Here is a 16,364-nt window from a genome sequence, read left to right on the forward strand (position 1 = left end):
CTCGGAAAAGCTATATTTCAATGCGGTTTGTAGCAATAGGGAAAGATTTAATCGTTTTTGGTTTTGACTACTTTCTTGCCGCGATAATAACCATTAGGGCTGATATGGTGGCGTAAATGAATTTCGCCGGTATTAGGCTCAACGGCTAATGGAGGATCGGTCAGGAAATCATGAGAGCGATGCATGCCGCGTTTTGAAGGGGATTTCTTATTTTGTTGAACAGCCATGTAAATTACTCCTTAAACTTAGTTTGCTTTCTTTAGTGCCGCCAATGCCGAAAAAGGATGCGCGGGATGTGCCGGTTGCGGGTTGTCGTCCAGATGATCGTCGGTTGCTTCCAATTCAAGTGTGCTGCATTCACCTTCGGCATGACGCGATGAAATGGAAAGACTCAGTATGACTTCTTCTTCGATTAAACTGACAACATCCAATTCAGGCGTTGCTAATATTGCTTCCACACTGTCATCATCATCCGCTTGATACAGTTCAAATTCATCTTTTGCAAGCAACAGGAATGTTTCAAGATCAACAGTATGAACTAATTTATCGAGACAACGCTGGCAATTCAGGTGAATTTTGCCATTAATCTGCAAATGCAAACCCGGTTTTTCGTTTTGATCAAACCGTCCGGTGATGCAGTAAATTATTTCTCCTTCCCGGTCAAACAGCAAGTCATGCAAGCGCGCAAGTTCATCCAACGGGATTTTATCATGGTGATTACCCGCATTTTTTACAAATTCGAGGGGATCGATAACAAACCGTACAGACATAAGGCGCGCATGTTATAGTTTTTAATCGTAAGTGTCAAAAAATACAAAAGGAAATTTTGAAAACACAACAGATTACTTCAACAATAATACTGGGCTCCGGTTCGATTTATCGCAAAGAATTGCTGCAACGATTACAAATTCCTTTTGATACCTGTAGTCCGCAGATTGAAGAAGCGCCGCTGGACGGTGAATTGCCCGGACAAACCGCTTGCCGTTTGGCTGAAGCGAAAGCGCGCGCAATTGCCGGTATCTATCCGCAAGCATTGATTATCGGTTCCGATCAAGTCGCTGCATTGGGTGACAAGCCTCTGGGAAAGCCATTGAATCACCGCAATGCAACCGAGCAGTTGTGCTTGATTCAAGGCCGGGAAGTGGTTTTTTATACAGCGCTTTGCCTTTTGAACAGCGCTACCAACCGGTTGCAAAGCCATCTCTCGCCTTACTATGTGAAGTATCGGCCATTGAACGATATGCAAATCGAACATTATTTGCAAATGGAACAACCTTATCAGTGCGCCGGCAGCGCGAAATCGGAAGGATTGGGGATTGCATTGATCGAAAAAATGACAGGCGATGATCCAACCGGATTGATCGGATTGCCGCTGATCGCCCTGGTCGATATGCTGAAGGCGGAAGGGGTGCAGATTATTTGATATGCATCAATAAAAGCGTTTTTATCGTGATAATCGTCAATTGCAAAGCTAGGCATAATGTGGAATGATTATAGCGGAGTGAGATTTTCACTTATCTTTAACTGAGACATTCATGAGGAAATACAGAGCTTATCCGCTAATCGTTATGCTGGTTGTCAGCATATTGACGAACGGACTGAGCTTATCATTCCGCGGCGAAGTTTTCGCGCATGAACTGGATCATGCCCGCCATGCGTTTTCCGCTGATCCCGCAACACATCTGGAAATGCATCGGAACAACGTTTCCTGGGACGGTGTTGAATTGGATGCGGCAACGCATCTGTGTTTACATTCCGCAGGGCAATATCAACCGTTTTTCTTCAACTCCTTGCCTTCGGTGGCTGCACAGAATATAACGGAAGTCATGACCGTTTTCATTTCTGAAGCAGTTCCTGAAACAATCCCGGATTTGCCGCTCCGGCCACCCCGCATAATCTTTCCAAGCTAACGGCGTTTCGGCTGTTTACATGCTGGCTGCAAATTTTTAGTCAGCTACGGAACAGTTCAGCATGGCTCTGAACAAGAGCGTGATTCATACATGTTATGACTCTGCGGGAGAATTTCATGAATTTAAGCGACCTGAATTCCACACGGTGGGTTGCATACGGGCTGCGGGTTTTTCAGCTATGTCTTATCTTGATGTTGGCTATCCCATTGCGGATTGAAGCCGGTACCGACACTTTCAGCATTGCATCGGACCAATCCAATGAAAGATCGGCAGCCATACCGGCGAGTGATGCCGGTGATTTGACGTTACGCGATGCGATCAATTTGGCCTTGACACTTAATCCTGAATTGGCGGCATTCGCCAAAGAAATGAAGGCGCTGGAAGGCGCGACCTTACAGGCCGGGTTGTTGCGAAACCCGGAACTCACAGCAAATGTGGAAAATCCGGGCAATATCCAAAAATTAAGCGGTGATGTCAATTCGCCGGATGCCGTGGCTCAAGAGGTGGTACAACAACTGACAACCATCCGGATCGGCCAGTTGATCGAATTGGGTGGTAAACGTGCAGCCCGGGTCGATGCTGCATTGCTGGGCGAGGAGCTGGCCGCAAGGGATTACGAGTCAAGGCGTGTCGAAATCATGGCGCGAGTAGCGAATTTGTTCACCGATGTGCTGGCCGGGCAGGAGCGGCTCAGGCTCGCTGAAGAAACCCGGCAGCTGGCGCAAACGGTGTTTGATACGGTAGTACGCAGAGTACAAGCGGGCAAAGTGCCGCCGATCGAAGAGACCCGTGCCAAGGTTGGTTTGTCGGCGACTAATATAGAATACGAACAAGCTTACCGGGATTTGGTTTCGGCGCGTAAGCGTCTAGCGCTGATGTGGGATAGTGCCAATCCGCAGTTTGAAAAAGCGCAAGGTGTTCTGGAAGTTGCCGTTCCGCCGCCGGATTTTCAACTGTTGCAGCAGCGAGTATTGGACAATCCGATGGCACTGCGCGCGATGAAGAATATCGAACACCGCAAGGCCTTGCTCAAAGTCGAGGAAACACGCCGCATCCCTAATCTGACGCTGAATGCCGGTGCGGTGCATCACGCGCAATTGGGCGGCACCACGGCAGTGGCAAGCGTGATGATCCCGTTGCCGCTGTTCGACCGCAATCAAGGAAATTTGAAAGAAGCGTACCACCGGGTCAGCAAAGCAGAAGATGAGCAGCAAGCAACGGAATTGCGGCTGAGAACCGAATTGGCGCTGTCGTATGAAGCAATGTCGGCGTCCTGGAACGAAATCAATATTTTGCGAGACGAAATTTTACCGGGCGCTAAGAGCGCGTTTAACGTCATGCGTAGAGGTTATGAACTGGGCAAATTCGGACTGCTGGAATTACTCGATGCGCAACGCGTGCTGTTTCAGAACCAAGTGCTCTATGTGCGTGCGCTGGCCAATTATCAGCGCTTGGTCAATGACATCGAACGCCTGATCGCAGCGCCGCTTGAGAGTGTCAAGCCGGGAGCCAGAACTGGGCAGCAATTACCGGAGCTACCGTAATGAGGATAAACAACATGGTGAATAAATCGCGCTGGATGCCGGTACTGATCGTCATTGTCATCGGAATTGTATTGGCAGCAATGATTCTGACACTGGAGAAACCGTCGGCAATCAAATCGGCTGAGAATGGTTCTGATGCCAATGGAAAGTCGCCGGCGTCTCTTCAAGAAACCGGGCCAAGAGGCGGTAAATTGTTTACCGATAACGGTTTCGGTGTCGAATTGACGATTTTTGAAAAAGGCGTGCCGCCGCAGTTCCGGGTTTATCTGTACGACAGCGGCAAGCCGCTGGCGCCAGCGGCGGCGAAGGTTTCCATCAACCTGTCACGTCTTGGCGCGCCGATCCAATTAATCAAATTTACGCCCGAGGCGGATTACCTGCTCGGCGATCAGGTTATCGAAGAGCCGCATTCGTTCGATCTGGCGATTGTTGCCGAGCGTAATGGTCAAATTTATCGCTGGGGGCACAGTCAAGTCGAAGCGCGATTGGAAATGACCGGCGATATGCTGCGTGCGATCGGTGTCGAAATATTGACGGCAGGTCCGGCGGTGATTCATTCGACCTTGAAATTGCCGGGCGAGATCGTGGTTAATCCGAACAGCGTCGTGCAAGTCGTGCCGCGTCTGCCGGGGGTCGTGGCGGCGGTGAATTACGAAGCCGGGCAATCGGTGAAAAAGGGCGACGTGATGGCGGTGATCGAAAGTCAGTTACTGGCCGATCTGCAAAGCCAGTATTTGGCTGCGCAACGCCGCTTGGCTCTTGCCAAGACCGTGTATGAGCGGGAGAAACAATTGTGGCAGGAAAAAATTTCCGCTAAGCAAGATTATCTGGCGGCGGAATTGGCATTTAGCGAAGCCCGGATTGCATCCGATCTGGCGGCGGAAAAGCTGCGCGCCCTGGGGGTGCGGCCCGAACCGGGATTGCCTGCCAAGGACCTGACACGCTATGAAGTGCGGGCGCCGATTTCAGGACTCATTCTATCGAAAACAGTCGCCCTGGGCGCAGTGTTCAAAGATGATATGCCGATTTTTACCGTGGCTGATATGTCCAATGTCTGGACCGCCGTGACGGTTTATCCGAAGGACTTGAGCATCGTCAGAACCGGCCAGAAAGCGCGCGTGACAGCGACCGCTTACGATGTCGAGGGCGAGGGTGTCGTCACGTACATTACCACGCTGATTGGCGGCCAGACGCGTACCGCCACGGCGCGGGTGATTCTCGATAACCCCGATGGCCGCTGGCATCCGGGTATGTTCGTCAGCGTCGAACTGGTATCGGATGAAATCGAAGTGCCGGTGGCAGTTTCGGCGCAAGCGATTCAAACGTACCGCGATTGGACCGTGGTTTTTGGCCGTTACGGCGATTATTTCGAAGCACGTCCGCTGGAATTGGGTCGCAGCGACGGTCATTGGGTGGAAGTGTTGCGCGGCATAACCGCCGGGGAGCAATACGCTTCCGGCAACAGTTTTGCGATCAAGGCGGACATGGACAAAGCGGGGGCCAGCCATGACCATTAAGGAAACGCTGATTAATTGCCCGCGCAAGCGATCGATAGCGCTTGCAAGGAGCCGCCATGTTTGAGCGCTTACTGAAACTATCCATTTATCAGCGCGGCTTGATATTGGTGGCGGTCGCGGCAATGGCCGGGTTCGGCATGTACAACTATCTGAAGCTGCCGATCGACGCGGTGCCCGACATTACCAACGTGCAAGTGCAAATCAATACCACCGCGCCGGGTTATACGCCCCTCGAAGCAGAGCAGCGGATTACTTTCCCGATCGAAATGGCGATGTCCGGCCTGCCCGATCTCGAATACACCCGCTCATTGTCGCGTTACGGCTTGTCGCAGGTGACGGTGATCTTCAAAGACGGCACCGATATTTATCTGGCGCGGCAGTTGGTCAGTCAGAGAATTCAGGATGTCAAAAGCCGTCTGCCTGTTGGGATTGTTCCGGCGATGGGACCGATTTCCACCGGGCTGGGTGAGATTTTCATGTGGACCGTCGATGCCGATCCGGATGCGCGCAAACCGGACGGCACAGCGTACACACCGATGGATTTACGTGAATTGCAAGACTGGGTGATCAAGCCGCGCATGCGCATGGTGAAGGGTGTTACCGAAGTCAACTCGATCGGTGGTTACGTTAAGCAGTACCATGTTTCGCCGTATCCGGAGAAGTTGCTCGCAGTCGGCTTGACGTTGCAGGATTTGGTATTGGCGCTGGAGCGTAACAATCTCAACGTTGGCGCGGGCTATATCGAAAAAAGCGGCGAACAATATTTGGTCAGGGTGCCGGGGCAGGTGGCAAACCTGGTCGAAATCGGCGAAATCATCCTCGGCAGTAGCCAGGGGGTGCCGATCCGCGTCAAAAATGTTGCCGACGTACTGATCGGCAAGGAATTGCGCACTGGCGCCGCGACCCAGGACGGACACGAAGTGGTGCTGGGCACGGCGTTCATGCTGATGGGGGAAAACAGCCGCGTCGTTTCGCAAGCGGCTGCTGAAAAACTGGCTGAGATCAACCGCAGCTTGCCCGCCGGGGTGACGGCGGCGGCCGTTTATGACCGCACTACGCTGGTCGACAAGACAATCAGCACGGTTTCCAATAACTTGCTGGAAGGTGCGGCGCTGGTAATCGTGGTGTTGTTCATTTCACTCGGTAATTTGCGTGCGGCATTGATCACGGCATTGATTATTCCACTGTCGATGCTGTTCACCATCAGCGGCATGGTGGCGAACAACGTCAGCGCCAACCTGCTGAGTCTCGGCGCGCTCGACTTCGGCATTATCGTCGACGGCGCCGTCATCATCGTTGAAAACTGCATCCGCCGCTTGTCGCTGGAACAGCAACGATTGGGCCGGCAACTGACACCCGATGAGCGTTTCGAGATCGTCTTCGACGCGTCCAAGGAAGTGCGGCGCGCGTTGTTGTTCGGACAAGTGATCATCATGGTGGTGTACTTGCCGGTGTTTGCATTGTCCGGTGTAGAAGGCAAAATGTTCCATCCGATGGCGTTTACGGTATTGCTGGCGTTGCTCGGCGCGGTGTTTCTGTCGGTCACGTTCGTGCCGGCAGCGGTGGCGATGTTTTTGTCCGGCAAAATGATGGAAAAAGAAGGCGCGGCAGTGCAGTGGGCGAGAAATATCTACGCGCCGGCGTTGGATGCGGCGCTGAAACATAAGGAATTGACGGTCACTATCGCAGTAGTTGTGGTGATTCTGCCGCTGCTGCTGACGACGCGCATGGGCAGTGAATTCATTCCGAGCCTGGACGAGGAGGATATCGCATTGCATGCGCTGCGCATTCCCGGCACCAGCTTGAGCACCGCGATCGATATGCAAAACGAGCTGGAGCAAACCATCAAGCAATTTACCGAAGTCAGCCGCGTCTTTTCCAAAATCGGCACGGCGGAGATCGCCACCGATCCGATGCCCCCGAGCGTTGCCGATATTTTCATCATCATCAAACCGCAATCCGAATGGTCGGGTAAATACCGCAGTAAAGAAGAATTGGTCGCCGCAATGGATCAAGCGGTACGCAAAGTTCCCGGTAATAACTTTGAATTCACCCAGCCGATCGAAATGCGGTTTAACGAATTGATATCCGGCGTGCGTTCGGACGTCGCGGTGAAAGTGTTTGGTGACGATCTCGATGTCATGCTGACCATGGCCGAGCAAATCGAAAAAATCGTCAAATCGGTGCCCGGCGCAGCGGATGTGCGGGTCGAGCAAATCACCGGTTTGCCGGTGCTGTCGGTGCAAATGAACCGCGAAAAAATGGCGCGCTACGGCTTGAACGGCAGCGACGTGCAGGATGCGATCAATATTGCCATCGGCGGACGGGTGACCGGTCTGATTTTTGAAGGCGATCGCCGCTTTGAACTGCAAGTGCGGCTGCCGGAGCAATTGCGCAGCGATATCGAAACGCTCAAGCGGCTGCCGATCAAATTACCGGTGCCGGCCGCGCCTGGCGCGCAAAATATGCCGATGAACCCGGCGCTGGCGGGCGGCGGCCAGAATATTCCAGCCGCGCCACTGCCGGTGTATGTCGCGCTTGGCGAAGTGGCCGATTTGCACATAGCCAAAGGCCCGAATCAAATCAGCCGCGAGAACGGCAAGCGCCGCGTGGTGATTACCGCGAACGTGCGCGGCCGCGACATCGGCTCTTTTGTGATGGAAGCGGAGAAATTGATCGAACAGCAAGTCAAGATTCCGGCAGGCTACTGGTTGTCGTGGGGCGGGCAGTTCGAACAATTGCTGATGGCGGCGGACCGTTTGAAAATTGTGATTCCGCTGGCGCTCGGATTGGTATTTTTCCTGCTGTATACCATGCTCGGCAGTTTCCGCGACAGCCTGCTGGTATTCAGCGCGGTGCCGCTGGCAATCGTCGGCGGTATCGTTGCCTTGTGGCTGCGCGATATCCCCCTGTCGATTTCCGCCGGTGTCGGCTTCATCGCCATGTCCGGAGTGGCAGTGCTGGATGGCTTGGTACTGTTGTCATTCATTCGCGACCTGCGGCAGCAAGGATTGCCGCTGGAACAAGCGATTCGTACCGGCTCGCTGCTGCGGCTGCGCCCGGTGTTGATCACCACCTGGGTCGAATCGCTCGGCTTCCTGCCGATGGCGCTCAGCACCAGCACCGGCGCCGAAGTGCAACGCACATTGGCAACCGTGATGATCGGCAGCACGCTGTCGCAATCGTTGCTGTCGCTATTGGTTGTGCCGGTGTTGTATTTGCTGGTGCATCGAGGAAGTGAGGGGAAATAAAGAGGCTTCTGGGTATGGAACTCGAAGCTCCTCGTTGCATTGTGAGAAATACAACGAGGATAAAAAATCAACGCCGATAAGGCAAGATTGAGACTATTTTTTGCGGCGTACGCTGAATCCGAGCAAGCCTAAACCCGCCAGCAGCATTGCATAGGTTTCCGGTTCTGGAACAGCCGATACCGTTAGTGAGCTGATATAAAATTGATCCGCATGACCGCCGCCGAATTTAAAGTAAAAATCTTGACCGGTGTGACTCAAAGCGAATTGACCGACATCTTTGGGCAACAAACCTGTGGTCCAGGTGGAATTGTCGAAGCTGTATTGGAAAGTTGCATTCGAAATCCAGCCGGTGGTGTTGTGTCCTTCCGCGCGGAAACCGACGGATGACAAGTCAACGGGTTGATCGAAATGCAACCAGATTTTTTCTTTTGATGTAATGTTATCGTCGCTGGTGTCAGTCTTCAGGTGGTAAACGCCCAAGCCAGCACCGATGGCATCTTTTCCTGAAAGCTTGCCGTTGTAGCCGTTATCGTGATCTTGGACAACTGCTGCGCCTGAACCGAAAGCGCCACCATCGTAGGAGCCTTTGGCGTGTACGGTCAGGCCACCGTTGGTGAAGGTCAGATCGCCGCTGAGCGACGAGGCGATGTTCGAACTGCACAGGTCGCCGCCGCTACAAGCGATGCCGTCGGTTGGCAGGAAACCGGTATTGACGCCGCCACTGTATTTGAGGTTCGCAAAATCGAACACAACGGTTGGCATTGCAGCAACCGGCGCGCTCGTCAAAGCGAGTAATGCTAAAGCCGATAAAATACGCATTTTAATAAATTCCTTTAAGAGTTATTGTTTAGTTATTGATTCTTAATTATTCACAGAAACTCTTGGATTGCATAATTTTATCTTAATTATCAATTGTTTGAGAGTCCTATGAGCGCGGGATTATATCCACTTTTTTTGTAGGGATGTAATTTATTTTGTCAATAGGACAGTTTTACTGTTTCTTATTGCAAATGCCTTCATGCGATTCTGCTTTCAAAGATGCTTGGCACACCGGTTTTAATATCATGCGCATTAAGCCACGATTTCGAACAACGCATCGACATTGGCATCCGCTGCGATATGCTCGGGGAAAATGAATCCTCTGGAATCGCGCGGGAAGACGATGCCGATTTCGCGGAAGCAGATGTCGACGAATTCGGAGCAGATATACGCATCGTTATCGCCGTGCTTGCCGAGACCGATGGTGATGCGGGCGATGATTTTGGCGATTTCGTCTTTGTCGTATTTCTTGTTGAGCGTGTCGGCGGCTTTGCCGAGCATCTGGTTGATTTTCGCGGTATCGAACGGTGTGTTGTGCCTGCCGAGAAAGATCCGGCCATTGTACGGTTCGCCGGAATTTTCGTAATCGCTCAGATACTGGCTCAACGGCACCATGCGCACGCCGTCGTCTTCGACGCTCTCCAGCAACAGCACGCGCTCATTCCAGGTGAATACGAAACCGACGTGGCTGAACATCGAATCGGAAAAATGCTCGATGATCCGGCTCATCGGATAATTGCCGGAAGCGAAGAAGATATCGCCGGTTTGAATGTTGTTGCGGATTTGCGGGTAGGCTTTACGTTCCAGTCCCTCGAATTTTTTCGTTCCCATGATCTGTCTCCCTTTGGATGAAATGTCGCACGGCGGATTGATGTCTTGTTCCCGCATTGTCTCCCAGTCACATTACCGGCGCAATCCACCCAACAAAAACGGGAGCCTAAGCTCCCGTCCTGGATCGGATGATGAATCCGGAGTTACGCTGCAATTGCTTTTCTGCGATAAGCCACGAATCCCAACAAACCCAAACCAAGCAACAGCATGGCGTAAGTTTCAGGTTCCGGCACGGCGGAGGTGAATGTGAAATTATCCCAGCCTAAGCCGCCGCCGTCGGTGATATTGTAAATGCGGATCGAGGTCACGTCATTAAACGCAGATAAATCAACCAGATCCGGCGTATTGAATATGCCGCCCACGGTGATGTTGTTGGTTGCGGCAAAAGCGCCGTTCACAAACACGTCGACCAGCGCCTGAACACCTGAGTTGTTACTGCCAACTGCCAGAAAAGACAGGCTGGATACCGGGTCAGCAAAACTCAGAATCGTTTCGCCCACGCAATTGATACCGGGGCTACCGGTGCATAAGAAATTCAGTCCGTCACCGATATTGGGCTGGCTGCTGACGATATTGACGTTAGAGCCGGTGGATGAAAATACCACTCCCGCATATTGATTGGTGATGACGGGACCGCTGAGGCCGACATCGCCCCATTCCTCAAAGCCGATGACAGTCGGCGCCGCACTTGCAATCGAAGTCATGCCCATTGAAGCGCCGATCGAAATAAAACCGGCTGCGATGGTGCGTTTTAAAGAATTCATTGTTTTCATACTATTCTCCTGTGATTAAGAAGCAGAAAACTAACCAAAACCGGCAGTTGCTGATGACCGGTTTCGTTTACATGGTATGCCCGCTGCCGGGCAATTGCAAGAGGTATTCTTCCAATCAGTACAGTGTGTTATGTCTGTTGAGGATTTGCCATTTCTAAAAAAGAACTGGAACAATAATCGCCAGCAATTTGTTTTTTGAAATGTCACTCTGCAGCCATTGCTGAAAAATCTTCCCGCTGCTGCAAAGACGATTTATCATCGGCGCGATGGTGCGCAGTTTGCCGCTTTCTACAACTCTCCCTGGATGATGGATGACCGATAATCCGTTTGACGCTTTCCTGTCGCATCACGGCACCGACAAACCGGCGGTGGAGCGCATTGCCGTCGCGCTGCACCGGCAAGGGCTGAGCTGTTTCCTCGATAAATGGGATATCGCGCCGGGCGATGAGTGGTTGCGCAATCTGGAGCAAGGATTGCGCAACAGCCGCTTTATCGTGATTTTCTTCGGACCGCACGGCATCGGCCCGTACCAGCAAGCGGAAGCCGACGCAGCGCTGCGGCGGCAAATCCAGCAGCGTCAGCATTGCGTCATTCCGGTGCTGCTGCCGGGCGCGTCGCCCGAACACATCGCGCAATGTTCGTCGTTTCTGCAAGGCGTCAACGCCTTGAAATTTCATGACCTGGATGATCCATTGCCGTATCGTCTGCTCGTTGGATTATTGCGCGGCGAAGATCCCGAGCGCTTGCGCCAATTGATCCGCGCCGAAGCGCAAGCGCCCGCCGATCTGCTGCAAACCTTGCAGTCCTGGCTGAGCGGTTTGTCTATCGGCTGGCAGGACGGCGAATGCATCGTCAGCGAAGGCCAAGGCCAACGTTGCCTCAACATTCCCGATCTCAGCGCCAGCTTCAACGCGAACAGCATCGAATACTTGCTGAGCTGGAAAAGCCGCTTGACCGGTCTGATCGGCCGCGAACACGAATTGCAAACCTTGCACGCTTGGGCGGACGCGCCGCAACAGATCAGTTGCCGCCTGATCACCGGCGAAGGCGGCACCGGAAAAACCCGGCTGGCGTTCGAGTTCGCCCGCCAATTGCGCGAACACAAAGGCTGGCAGTCGGGTGAAGCGCAAGGGCTGAGCGGCAGCTGGTATACCGGCGGTGCGGGAACGTTGCTGGTGATCGATTACCCGGAACAGCGCCCGGACAAGGTACGCGCATTGCTGGAAGCGCTCGCGTGCCAGCCGCTGACGTGCAAACTGCGTGTGTTGCTGCTCGGGCGCAACGGCGATTTCCTGCAACAACTGACGCAAACCGCGCAAGAAATCATCGCACCCGGCTTCGAATTGACCGGCCTGGCCGATGGCGCAGACACCAATGCCAATGCCTGGCAATTGTTTCAGGAGGCGTGGAAACAATTGCACCAGCGGCAACGATGCGCCGCGCCGCCGCTGCCGCTCACACAAGCCGACTTTCACCATTGGCAGAAGCGCCACACCACGCACCAGCGTCCGCTGTTCGTGCTGGCGCTGGCCGTACATGGCATGCAGCAGCCCGGCGCGCACGAGCTGAACGCACCGGAGATTCTGCGCGCCTTGGTGCAGCAATACGAAATCAATCGACTGGTCAAGGAAGCCAAGCTGCTGCAGCTCGATCCGCATTGCCTGGTCATGCTGCGCGCGCTGGCCGCGATCGCCGGTAAATTGCCGGGTGAAGCGCTGCGTCAGTTGATCCAAGCGAGCGAAGCGCTGCCGCTCGATATCCGTCTGCCCGCGCTGAATCAGCTCAAACAAACCAGCCTGTGGCTCGATGGCGGCATTCCTGCGTTGCAACCTGATCTGCTCGCCGCCGATTTGCTGCACCACGCATTGACCGAAATCACCGGTGACCAGGCCGGTGCATGGCAATACTGCGCACTGGCCGCCGCTGCGGATAGCCGTGAAGCCAGCTCCATGCTGGGGCGGCTGATACACGACGCGCAGTTCATTTTGCAACGAACGTGGCCATTGCAAGCGTTGATCGGCTGGGTGGTTCAAGATGACGAACGCAGTGCTTTAATCGTTGTTGCGTTACGCCGGATTAAACTGGAGCGCAGCCTGCTGCCGCTGGCCATCGCAACCGGGCAAAAAGCGGTGCAAGCTCACGAGCAATTGGCGCAAGCTGATTTTGGCAGGTATGGTTCGTATTGGGCGGATAGCCTCAATAATTTATCGATTTGTTTAGTTCGGAGCGGACGGCGTGAGGAAGGGTTAGCTGCGATAAAATGCGCGGTGGATATTTATGAACAATTGATGTGTGAGTCTGACGGTGGTTCTGCTACATATGGATCGGATCTGGCACTAAGTCTGAATAATTTATCGAATCTTTTGGGTGAAAATGGACAACTCAAGCAAGGGTTGGTGACGATTGAACGTGCAGTGGTAATTCTTGAGCAACTAGCGAAGGAGAACTTTAAGGAATACGGTTTAGTATTAGCGAATAGTCTTAACAACTGGTCGATTCGTCTGGTGGAAGATGGGCAGTACCAGAAAGCTCTGGAAGTGAGTAAGCGTGCAGTGGAAATCTACGAACAATTGGCGAAATCTAATCCTGCCACATTGCTTGATACAGACCTGGCAAGTAGTCTCGATAGCTTGTCGACTTGTCTGGCGGAAAATGAGGGAGGCGCAGAAGCATTGACTGTGATCGAACGCGCGGTAGCAATCAGCGATCAACTGGCGCAAGCCAATTTCGCCGCGTACGGCCCGGCTCTGGCGGCGAGCCTCAACAACTGTTCGGTTCGTCTAGCGGAGAACGGGCAACATGTGAAAGCATTGGCAGCGAGTAAGCGGTCAGTCGAGATCCGTGAGCAACTCGCAAAGTGCGACTCCGACGCGTACGCCTCGGCTTTGGCAATGAGCCTTAACAACTGGTCGATCCGTCTGGCGGGGGACGGGCAGCGCGCAGAAGCGCTGGCAGCGATTGGGCGTGCGGTGAATATTTACGATCAATTGGTGCAAACCAACTTTGCTGCATACGGCGCGGCTCTGGCGAATAGTCTTAAAAACTGGTCGATTTACCTGACGGAGAGTGCAATGCCGACTGCTGAGGAAGCCAAACAGTTAAGTGATATTGGAACGCGGTTGCGCCAAATCAAGCGCCGCGTGCGCGACGAAGGTGTTCAGGTTCCTGCCTATCTTGCTGGATTATTTGAATCCGGCGAACCGGATGATGGCGATTGACGATGGCTGCTTGCCGGCGGTAATGGTATCGCAATCAAACCGAGCGATTAAGGAAACGCTGATTAATTGACTACACGAGCGAATCACTTCGTTGCGCGGTACTCGCTCCCTTGCCTATCTAGTAAGATATGTCTCGGTTGCTGTGTTCCGTGCGCCTCGTGCTTCATCTCGTTCGCCGAATTAATCAGCGTTTCCTTAGCGTTTTGCCGCTGTGCTATCGCTCAACCGCATGGTCAGCGCAATCCGTTTGCGCTTTTCATCGGCTTCCAGCACCTTGACCGTGACCACTTGCCCGACTTTCACCACCGCATGAGGATCCTTGATGAATTTATCCGCCAGTGCGGAGATATGCACCAGGCCGTCCTGATGCACGCCGATGTCGACGAACGCGCCGAACGCGGCGACGTTGGTGACCACGCCTTCGAGCACCATGCCGGGGTGCAAGTCCTTGATCGATTCGACGCCTTCCTTGAACGTCGCGGTTTTGAACGATGAACGCGGGTCGCGGCCGGGTTTTTCCAGTTCGTGCAGGATGTCCTTGACGGTCAGCAGACCGGATTGCGCCGTGGTGTATTTTTCCGGACGGATCGATTTCAGCGCGGATTGATTGCCGATCAGTTCGCTGACTTTCAGGTTGATGTCGGCGAGAATCCGCTCGACCAGCGGATACGATTCCGGGTGCACGGCGGAAGCGTCGAGTGGATTGTTGCCGCCTGGAATGCGCAGGAATCCAGCCGCTTGTTCGAAGGTTTTTTCGCCCAGGCTGGGGACTTTCAGCAAGTCGGCGCGTTTGGCGAAGCGGCCCTTGCTGTTGCGGTGCGCGACGATGTTGTGCGCGATTTTGCTGTTCAGCCCGGCCACATAGCGCAACAACGCCGGGGACGCGGTGTTGACGTCGACACCGACGGCGTTGACGCTGTCTTCCACCACGGCGTCGAGTGATTGCGCCAGCTGGCTTTGATTGACGTCATGCTGGTACTGCCCGACGCCGATCGATTTCGGGTCGATCTTGACCAATTCGGCGAGCGGGTCTTGCAGCCGCCGCGCAATCGACACCGCGCCGCGCAGCGACACGTCCAAATCCGGCAATTCCTCAGACGCCAGCTCGGATGCGGAGTACACCGAAGCACCGGCTTCCGACACCATGATCGACGTCAGTTTGAGTTGCGGATATTTTTTGCTCAGCTCCTTGGCCAGATGATCGGTTTCGCGCGATGCGGTGCCGTTGCCGATGGCGATCAGCGTGGCTTGATGGCGCTCAGCCAGTTGCTTCAGCGTGTGCAATGCGCCATCCCAATCGTTTCTCGGCGCGTGCGGATAAATTGTCGCGGTGTCGAGCACTTTGCCAGTCGCGTCCACAACCGCCACCTTCACGCCGGTGCGCAAGCCCGGATCCAAACCGATGGTGACGCGCGCACCGGCGGGCGGGGCGAGCAGCAGGGCTTTGAGGTTCTGCGCGAACACGCGGATCGCCTCGGTTTCGGCGTTTTCTTGCAAGTTGCCCATCAATTCCGTTTCCAGATGCGCAAAGATTTTCGTGCGCCAGGCCTGGCGCACGGTGTCGATCAACCAGTCATCCGCCGCGTGTTTCTGGTCGCGGATGTTGAATGCCCGCGCGATCATCAGTTCGCACGGATTCAGCGTCAGGTTGCGGGATTTGTCTTCCAATTCGGAATCCAGTAACAGCTTCAATTTCAAAACCCCTTCGCGCTCGCCGCGCAACAATGCCAACGCGCGATGCGACGGGATTTTGCCGATCGCTTCGCTGTACTCGTGGTAATCGGTGTATTTGGTGTCGCCGTCCTTTTTGTCCTTGGCCACTTTCGCAGTCAGTACGCCATGCGTGCGCAAATAATCGCGCAACGTTTGCAATAGTGGCGCATGTTCGGCAAAACGCTCAATCAAAATATGCTGCGCGCCTTCCAGCGCGGCAGCGGCATCCGCTACGCCGGGATTGTCGCCTTCTTCCGAGGTGAACGGCGCTTTCAGGTATTTCGCCGCTTCCGCCAGTGGATCGAGCCGCGGATCGTTCAACAGGCTATCCGCTAATGGTTGCAAACCGGCCTCATGCGCGATCTGCGCCTTGGTGCGGCGCTTCTTGCGGTACGGCAGGTACAAATCCTCCAGATGCGCTTTGTCCGTTGCGTGCGTCAACGCATCGAGCAACGGCGGCGTCATCTTGCCGAGTTTCTCAATCGTACTAATGATCGCCGCGCGCCGCTTCTCCAGCTCGCGCAAACTATGCAGCCGCTCCGCCAATTGGCGCAACTGCGCATCGTCCAACCCACCGGTCGCCTCCTTGCGGTAACGCGCGATAAACGGCACCGTCGCGCCATCGTCGAGCAATTCCACGGTGGCCTGGACTTGCGATGTTTTTACCGACAGCTCGGTGGCGAGGCGTTGTTCGATGGAAGGCAGCATGGAGATGTGTTTCGGTCGTTGAAGTGGGTAGAGATGGTAAACCAAGAGGCGGTGGGGTCGCAATATCTTACTATCGAGCG

Annotated in this window: 12 protein-coding genes; 6 read left to right on the top strand and 6 right to left on the bottom strand. The window is 54.1% G+C overall.

The window, feature by feature from the left end; translation table 11 throughout:
* Window positions 1–47 precede the first annotated feature (47 nt).
* Together rpmF and RBH92_RS04575 are read right to left on the bottom strand one after the other, a co-directional pair.
* A complete protein-coding gene (rpmF, locus tag RBH92_RS04570) occupies window positions 48–227 on the bottom strand; it encodes a 50S ribosomal protein L32 (protein ID WP_292924044.1) in 180 nt (59 codons plus the stop codon).
* Window positions 228–245: 18 nt separating this feature from the next.
* Window positions 246–770, bottom strand: a complete 525-nt coding sequence (locus RBH92_RS04575; RefSeq protein ID WP_307933461.1) for a YceD family protein — start codon at window positions 768–770, stop codon at window positions 246–248.
* A 56-nt stretch (window positions 771–826) separates the two neighbouring features.
* Between RBH92_RS04575 and RBH92_RS04580 the strand changes: the two genes are divergently transcribed.
* From RBH92_RS04580 to RBH92_RS04600, 5 genes are all read left to right on the top strand, one after another.
* Window positions 827–1,423 carry a Maf family protein gene (locus RBH92_RS04580; protein WP_307933462.1) on the top strand — a complete coding sequence of 199 codons (597 nt, stop codon included), beginning with the start codon at window positions 827–829 and terminating at the stop codon, window positions 1,421–1,423.
* A 112-nt stretch (window positions 1,424–1,535) separates the two neighbouring features.
* Complete coding sequence (locus RBH92_RS04585) at window positions 1,536–1,910, top strand: hypothetical protein (RefSeq protein ID WP_307933463.1); 375 nt, start codon at window positions 1,536–1,538, stop codon at window positions 1,908–1,910.
* 116 nt (window positions 1,911–2,026) lie between these two features.
* The gene (locus RBH92_RS04590) at window positions 2,027–3,454 is read left to right on the top strand and encodes a TolC family protein (protein WP_292924050.1); all 1,428 of its coding nucleotides are present in this window, start codon (window positions 2,027–2,029) and stop codon (window positions 3,452–3,454) included.
* 14 nt (window positions 3,455–3,468) lie between these two features.
* Window positions 3,469–4,971 carry an efflux RND transporter periplasmic adaptor subunit gene (locus RBH92_RS04595; RefSeq protein WP_307933464.1) on the top strand — a complete coding sequence of 501 codons (1,503 nt, stop codon included), beginning with the start codon at window positions 3,469–3,471 and terminating at the stop codon, window positions 4,969–4,971.
* 56 nt (window positions 4,972–5,027) lie between these two features.
* Complete coding sequence (locus RBH92_RS04600) at window positions 5,028–8,222, top strand: efflux RND transporter permease subunit (protein WP_307933465.1); 3,195 nt, start codon at window positions 5,028–5,030, stop codon at window positions 8,220–8,222.
* 93 nt (window positions 8,223–8,315) lie between these two features.
* Here RBH92_RS04600 and RBH92_RS04605 read toward each other — a convergent pair whose 3' ends face one another.
* The 3 genes from RBH92_RS04605 to RBH92_RS04615 form a co-directional block, all read right to left on the bottom strand.
* On the bottom strand, window positions 8,316–9,041 hold the full coding sequence (locus tag RBH92_RS04605) for an FxDxF family PEP-CTERM protein (RefSeq protein WP_307933466.1): 726 nt from the start codon (window positions 9,039–9,041) through the stop codon (window positions 8,316–8,318).
* Between the two features lie 252 nt (window positions 9,042–9,293).
* Window positions 9,294–9,872 (bottom strand): YiiX/YebB-like N1pC/P60 family cysteine hydrolase, encoded by a 579-nt coding sequence (locus RBH92_RS04610; protein ID WP_307933467.1) that lies wholly within the window; start codon window positions 9,870–9,872, stop codon window positions 9,294–9,296.
* Between the two features lie 143 nt (window positions 9,873–10,015).
* Window positions 10,016–10,645 (bottom strand): PEP-CTERM sorting domain-containing protein, encoded by a 630-nt coding sequence (locus RBH92_RS04615; protein ID WP_307933468.1) that lies wholly within the window; start codon window positions 10,643–10,645, stop codon window positions 10,016–10,018.
* Between the two features lie 311 nt (window positions 10,646–10,956).
* Between RBH92_RS04615 and RBH92_RS04620 the strand changes: the two genes are divergently transcribed.
* Window positions 10,957–13,863 (top strand): toll/interleukin-1 receptor domain-containing protein, encoded by a 2,907-nt coding sequence (locus tag RBH92_RS04620; RefSeq protein WP_307933469.1) that lies wholly within the window; start codon window positions 10,957–10,959, stop codon window positions 13,861–13,863.
* 195 nt (window positions 13,864–14,058) lie between these two features.
* On the opposite strand, the gene RBH92_RS04625 is transcribed toward RBH92_RS04620, so the two are convergent.
* A complete protein-coding gene (locus RBH92_RS04625; RefSeq protein ID WP_307933470.1) occupies window positions 14,059–16,284 on the bottom strand; it encodes a Tex family protein in 2,226 nt (741 codons plus the stop codon).
* Window positions 16,285–16,364 lie beyond the last annotated feature (80 nt).

This window comes from Nitrosomonas sp. sh817, assembly GCF_030908545.1.
GTDB lineage: Bacteria > Pseudomonadota > Gammaproteobacteria > Burkholderiales > Nitrosomonadaceae > Nitrosomonas.

What these genes read in the sequence shown, in the direction of transcription:
- RBH92_RS04590 (WP_292924050.1), top strand. Translation starts at nt 2,027, where the DNA reads ATGAATTTAAGCGACCTGAATTCCACACGGTGGGTTGCATACGGGCTG.
- RBH92_RS04585 (WP_307933463.1), top strand. Translation starts at nt 1,536, where the DNA reads ATGAGGAAATACAGAGCTTATCCGCTAATCGTTATGCTGGTTGTCAGC.
- RBH92_RS04600 (WP_307933465.1), top strand. Translation starts at nt 5,028, where the DNA reads ATGTTTGAGCGCTTACTGAAACTATCCATTTATCAGCGCGGCTTGATA.
- RBH92_RS04605 (WP_307933466.1), bottom strand. Translation starts at nt 9,041, where the DNA reads ATGCGTATTTTATCGGCTTTAGCATTACTCGCTTTGACGAGCGCGCCG.
- RBH92_RS04620 (WP_307933469.1), top strand. Translation starts at nt 10,957, where the DNA reads ATGACCGATAATCCGTTTGACGCTTTCCTGTCGCATCACGGCACCGAC.
- RBH92_RS04595 (WP_307933464.1), top strand. Translation starts at nt 3,469, where the DNA reads ATGGTGAATAAATCGCGCTGGATGCCGGTACTGATCGTCATTGTCATC.
- rpmF (WP_292924044.1), bottom strand. Translation starts at nt 227, where the DNA reads ATGGCTGTTCAACAAAATAAGAAATCCCCTTCAAAACGCGGCATGCAT.
- RBH92_RS04610 (WP_307933467.1), bottom strand. Translation starts at nt 9,872, where the DNA reads ATGGGAACGAAAAAATTCGAGGGACTGGAACGTAAAGCCTACCCGCAA.
- RBH92_RS04625 (WP_307933470.1), bottom strand. Translation starts at nt 16,284, where the DNA reads ATGCTGCCTTCCATCGAACAACGCCTCGCCACCGAGCTGTCGGTAAAA.
- RBH92_RS04575 (WP_307933461.1), bottom strand. Translation starts at nt 770, where the DNA reads ATGTCTGTACGGTTTGTTATCGATCCCCTCGAATTTGTAAAAAATGCG.
- RBH92_RS04615 (WP_307933468.1), bottom strand. Translation starts at nt 10,645, where the DNA reads ATGAAAACAATGAATTCTTTAAAACGCACCATCGCAGCCGGTTTTATT.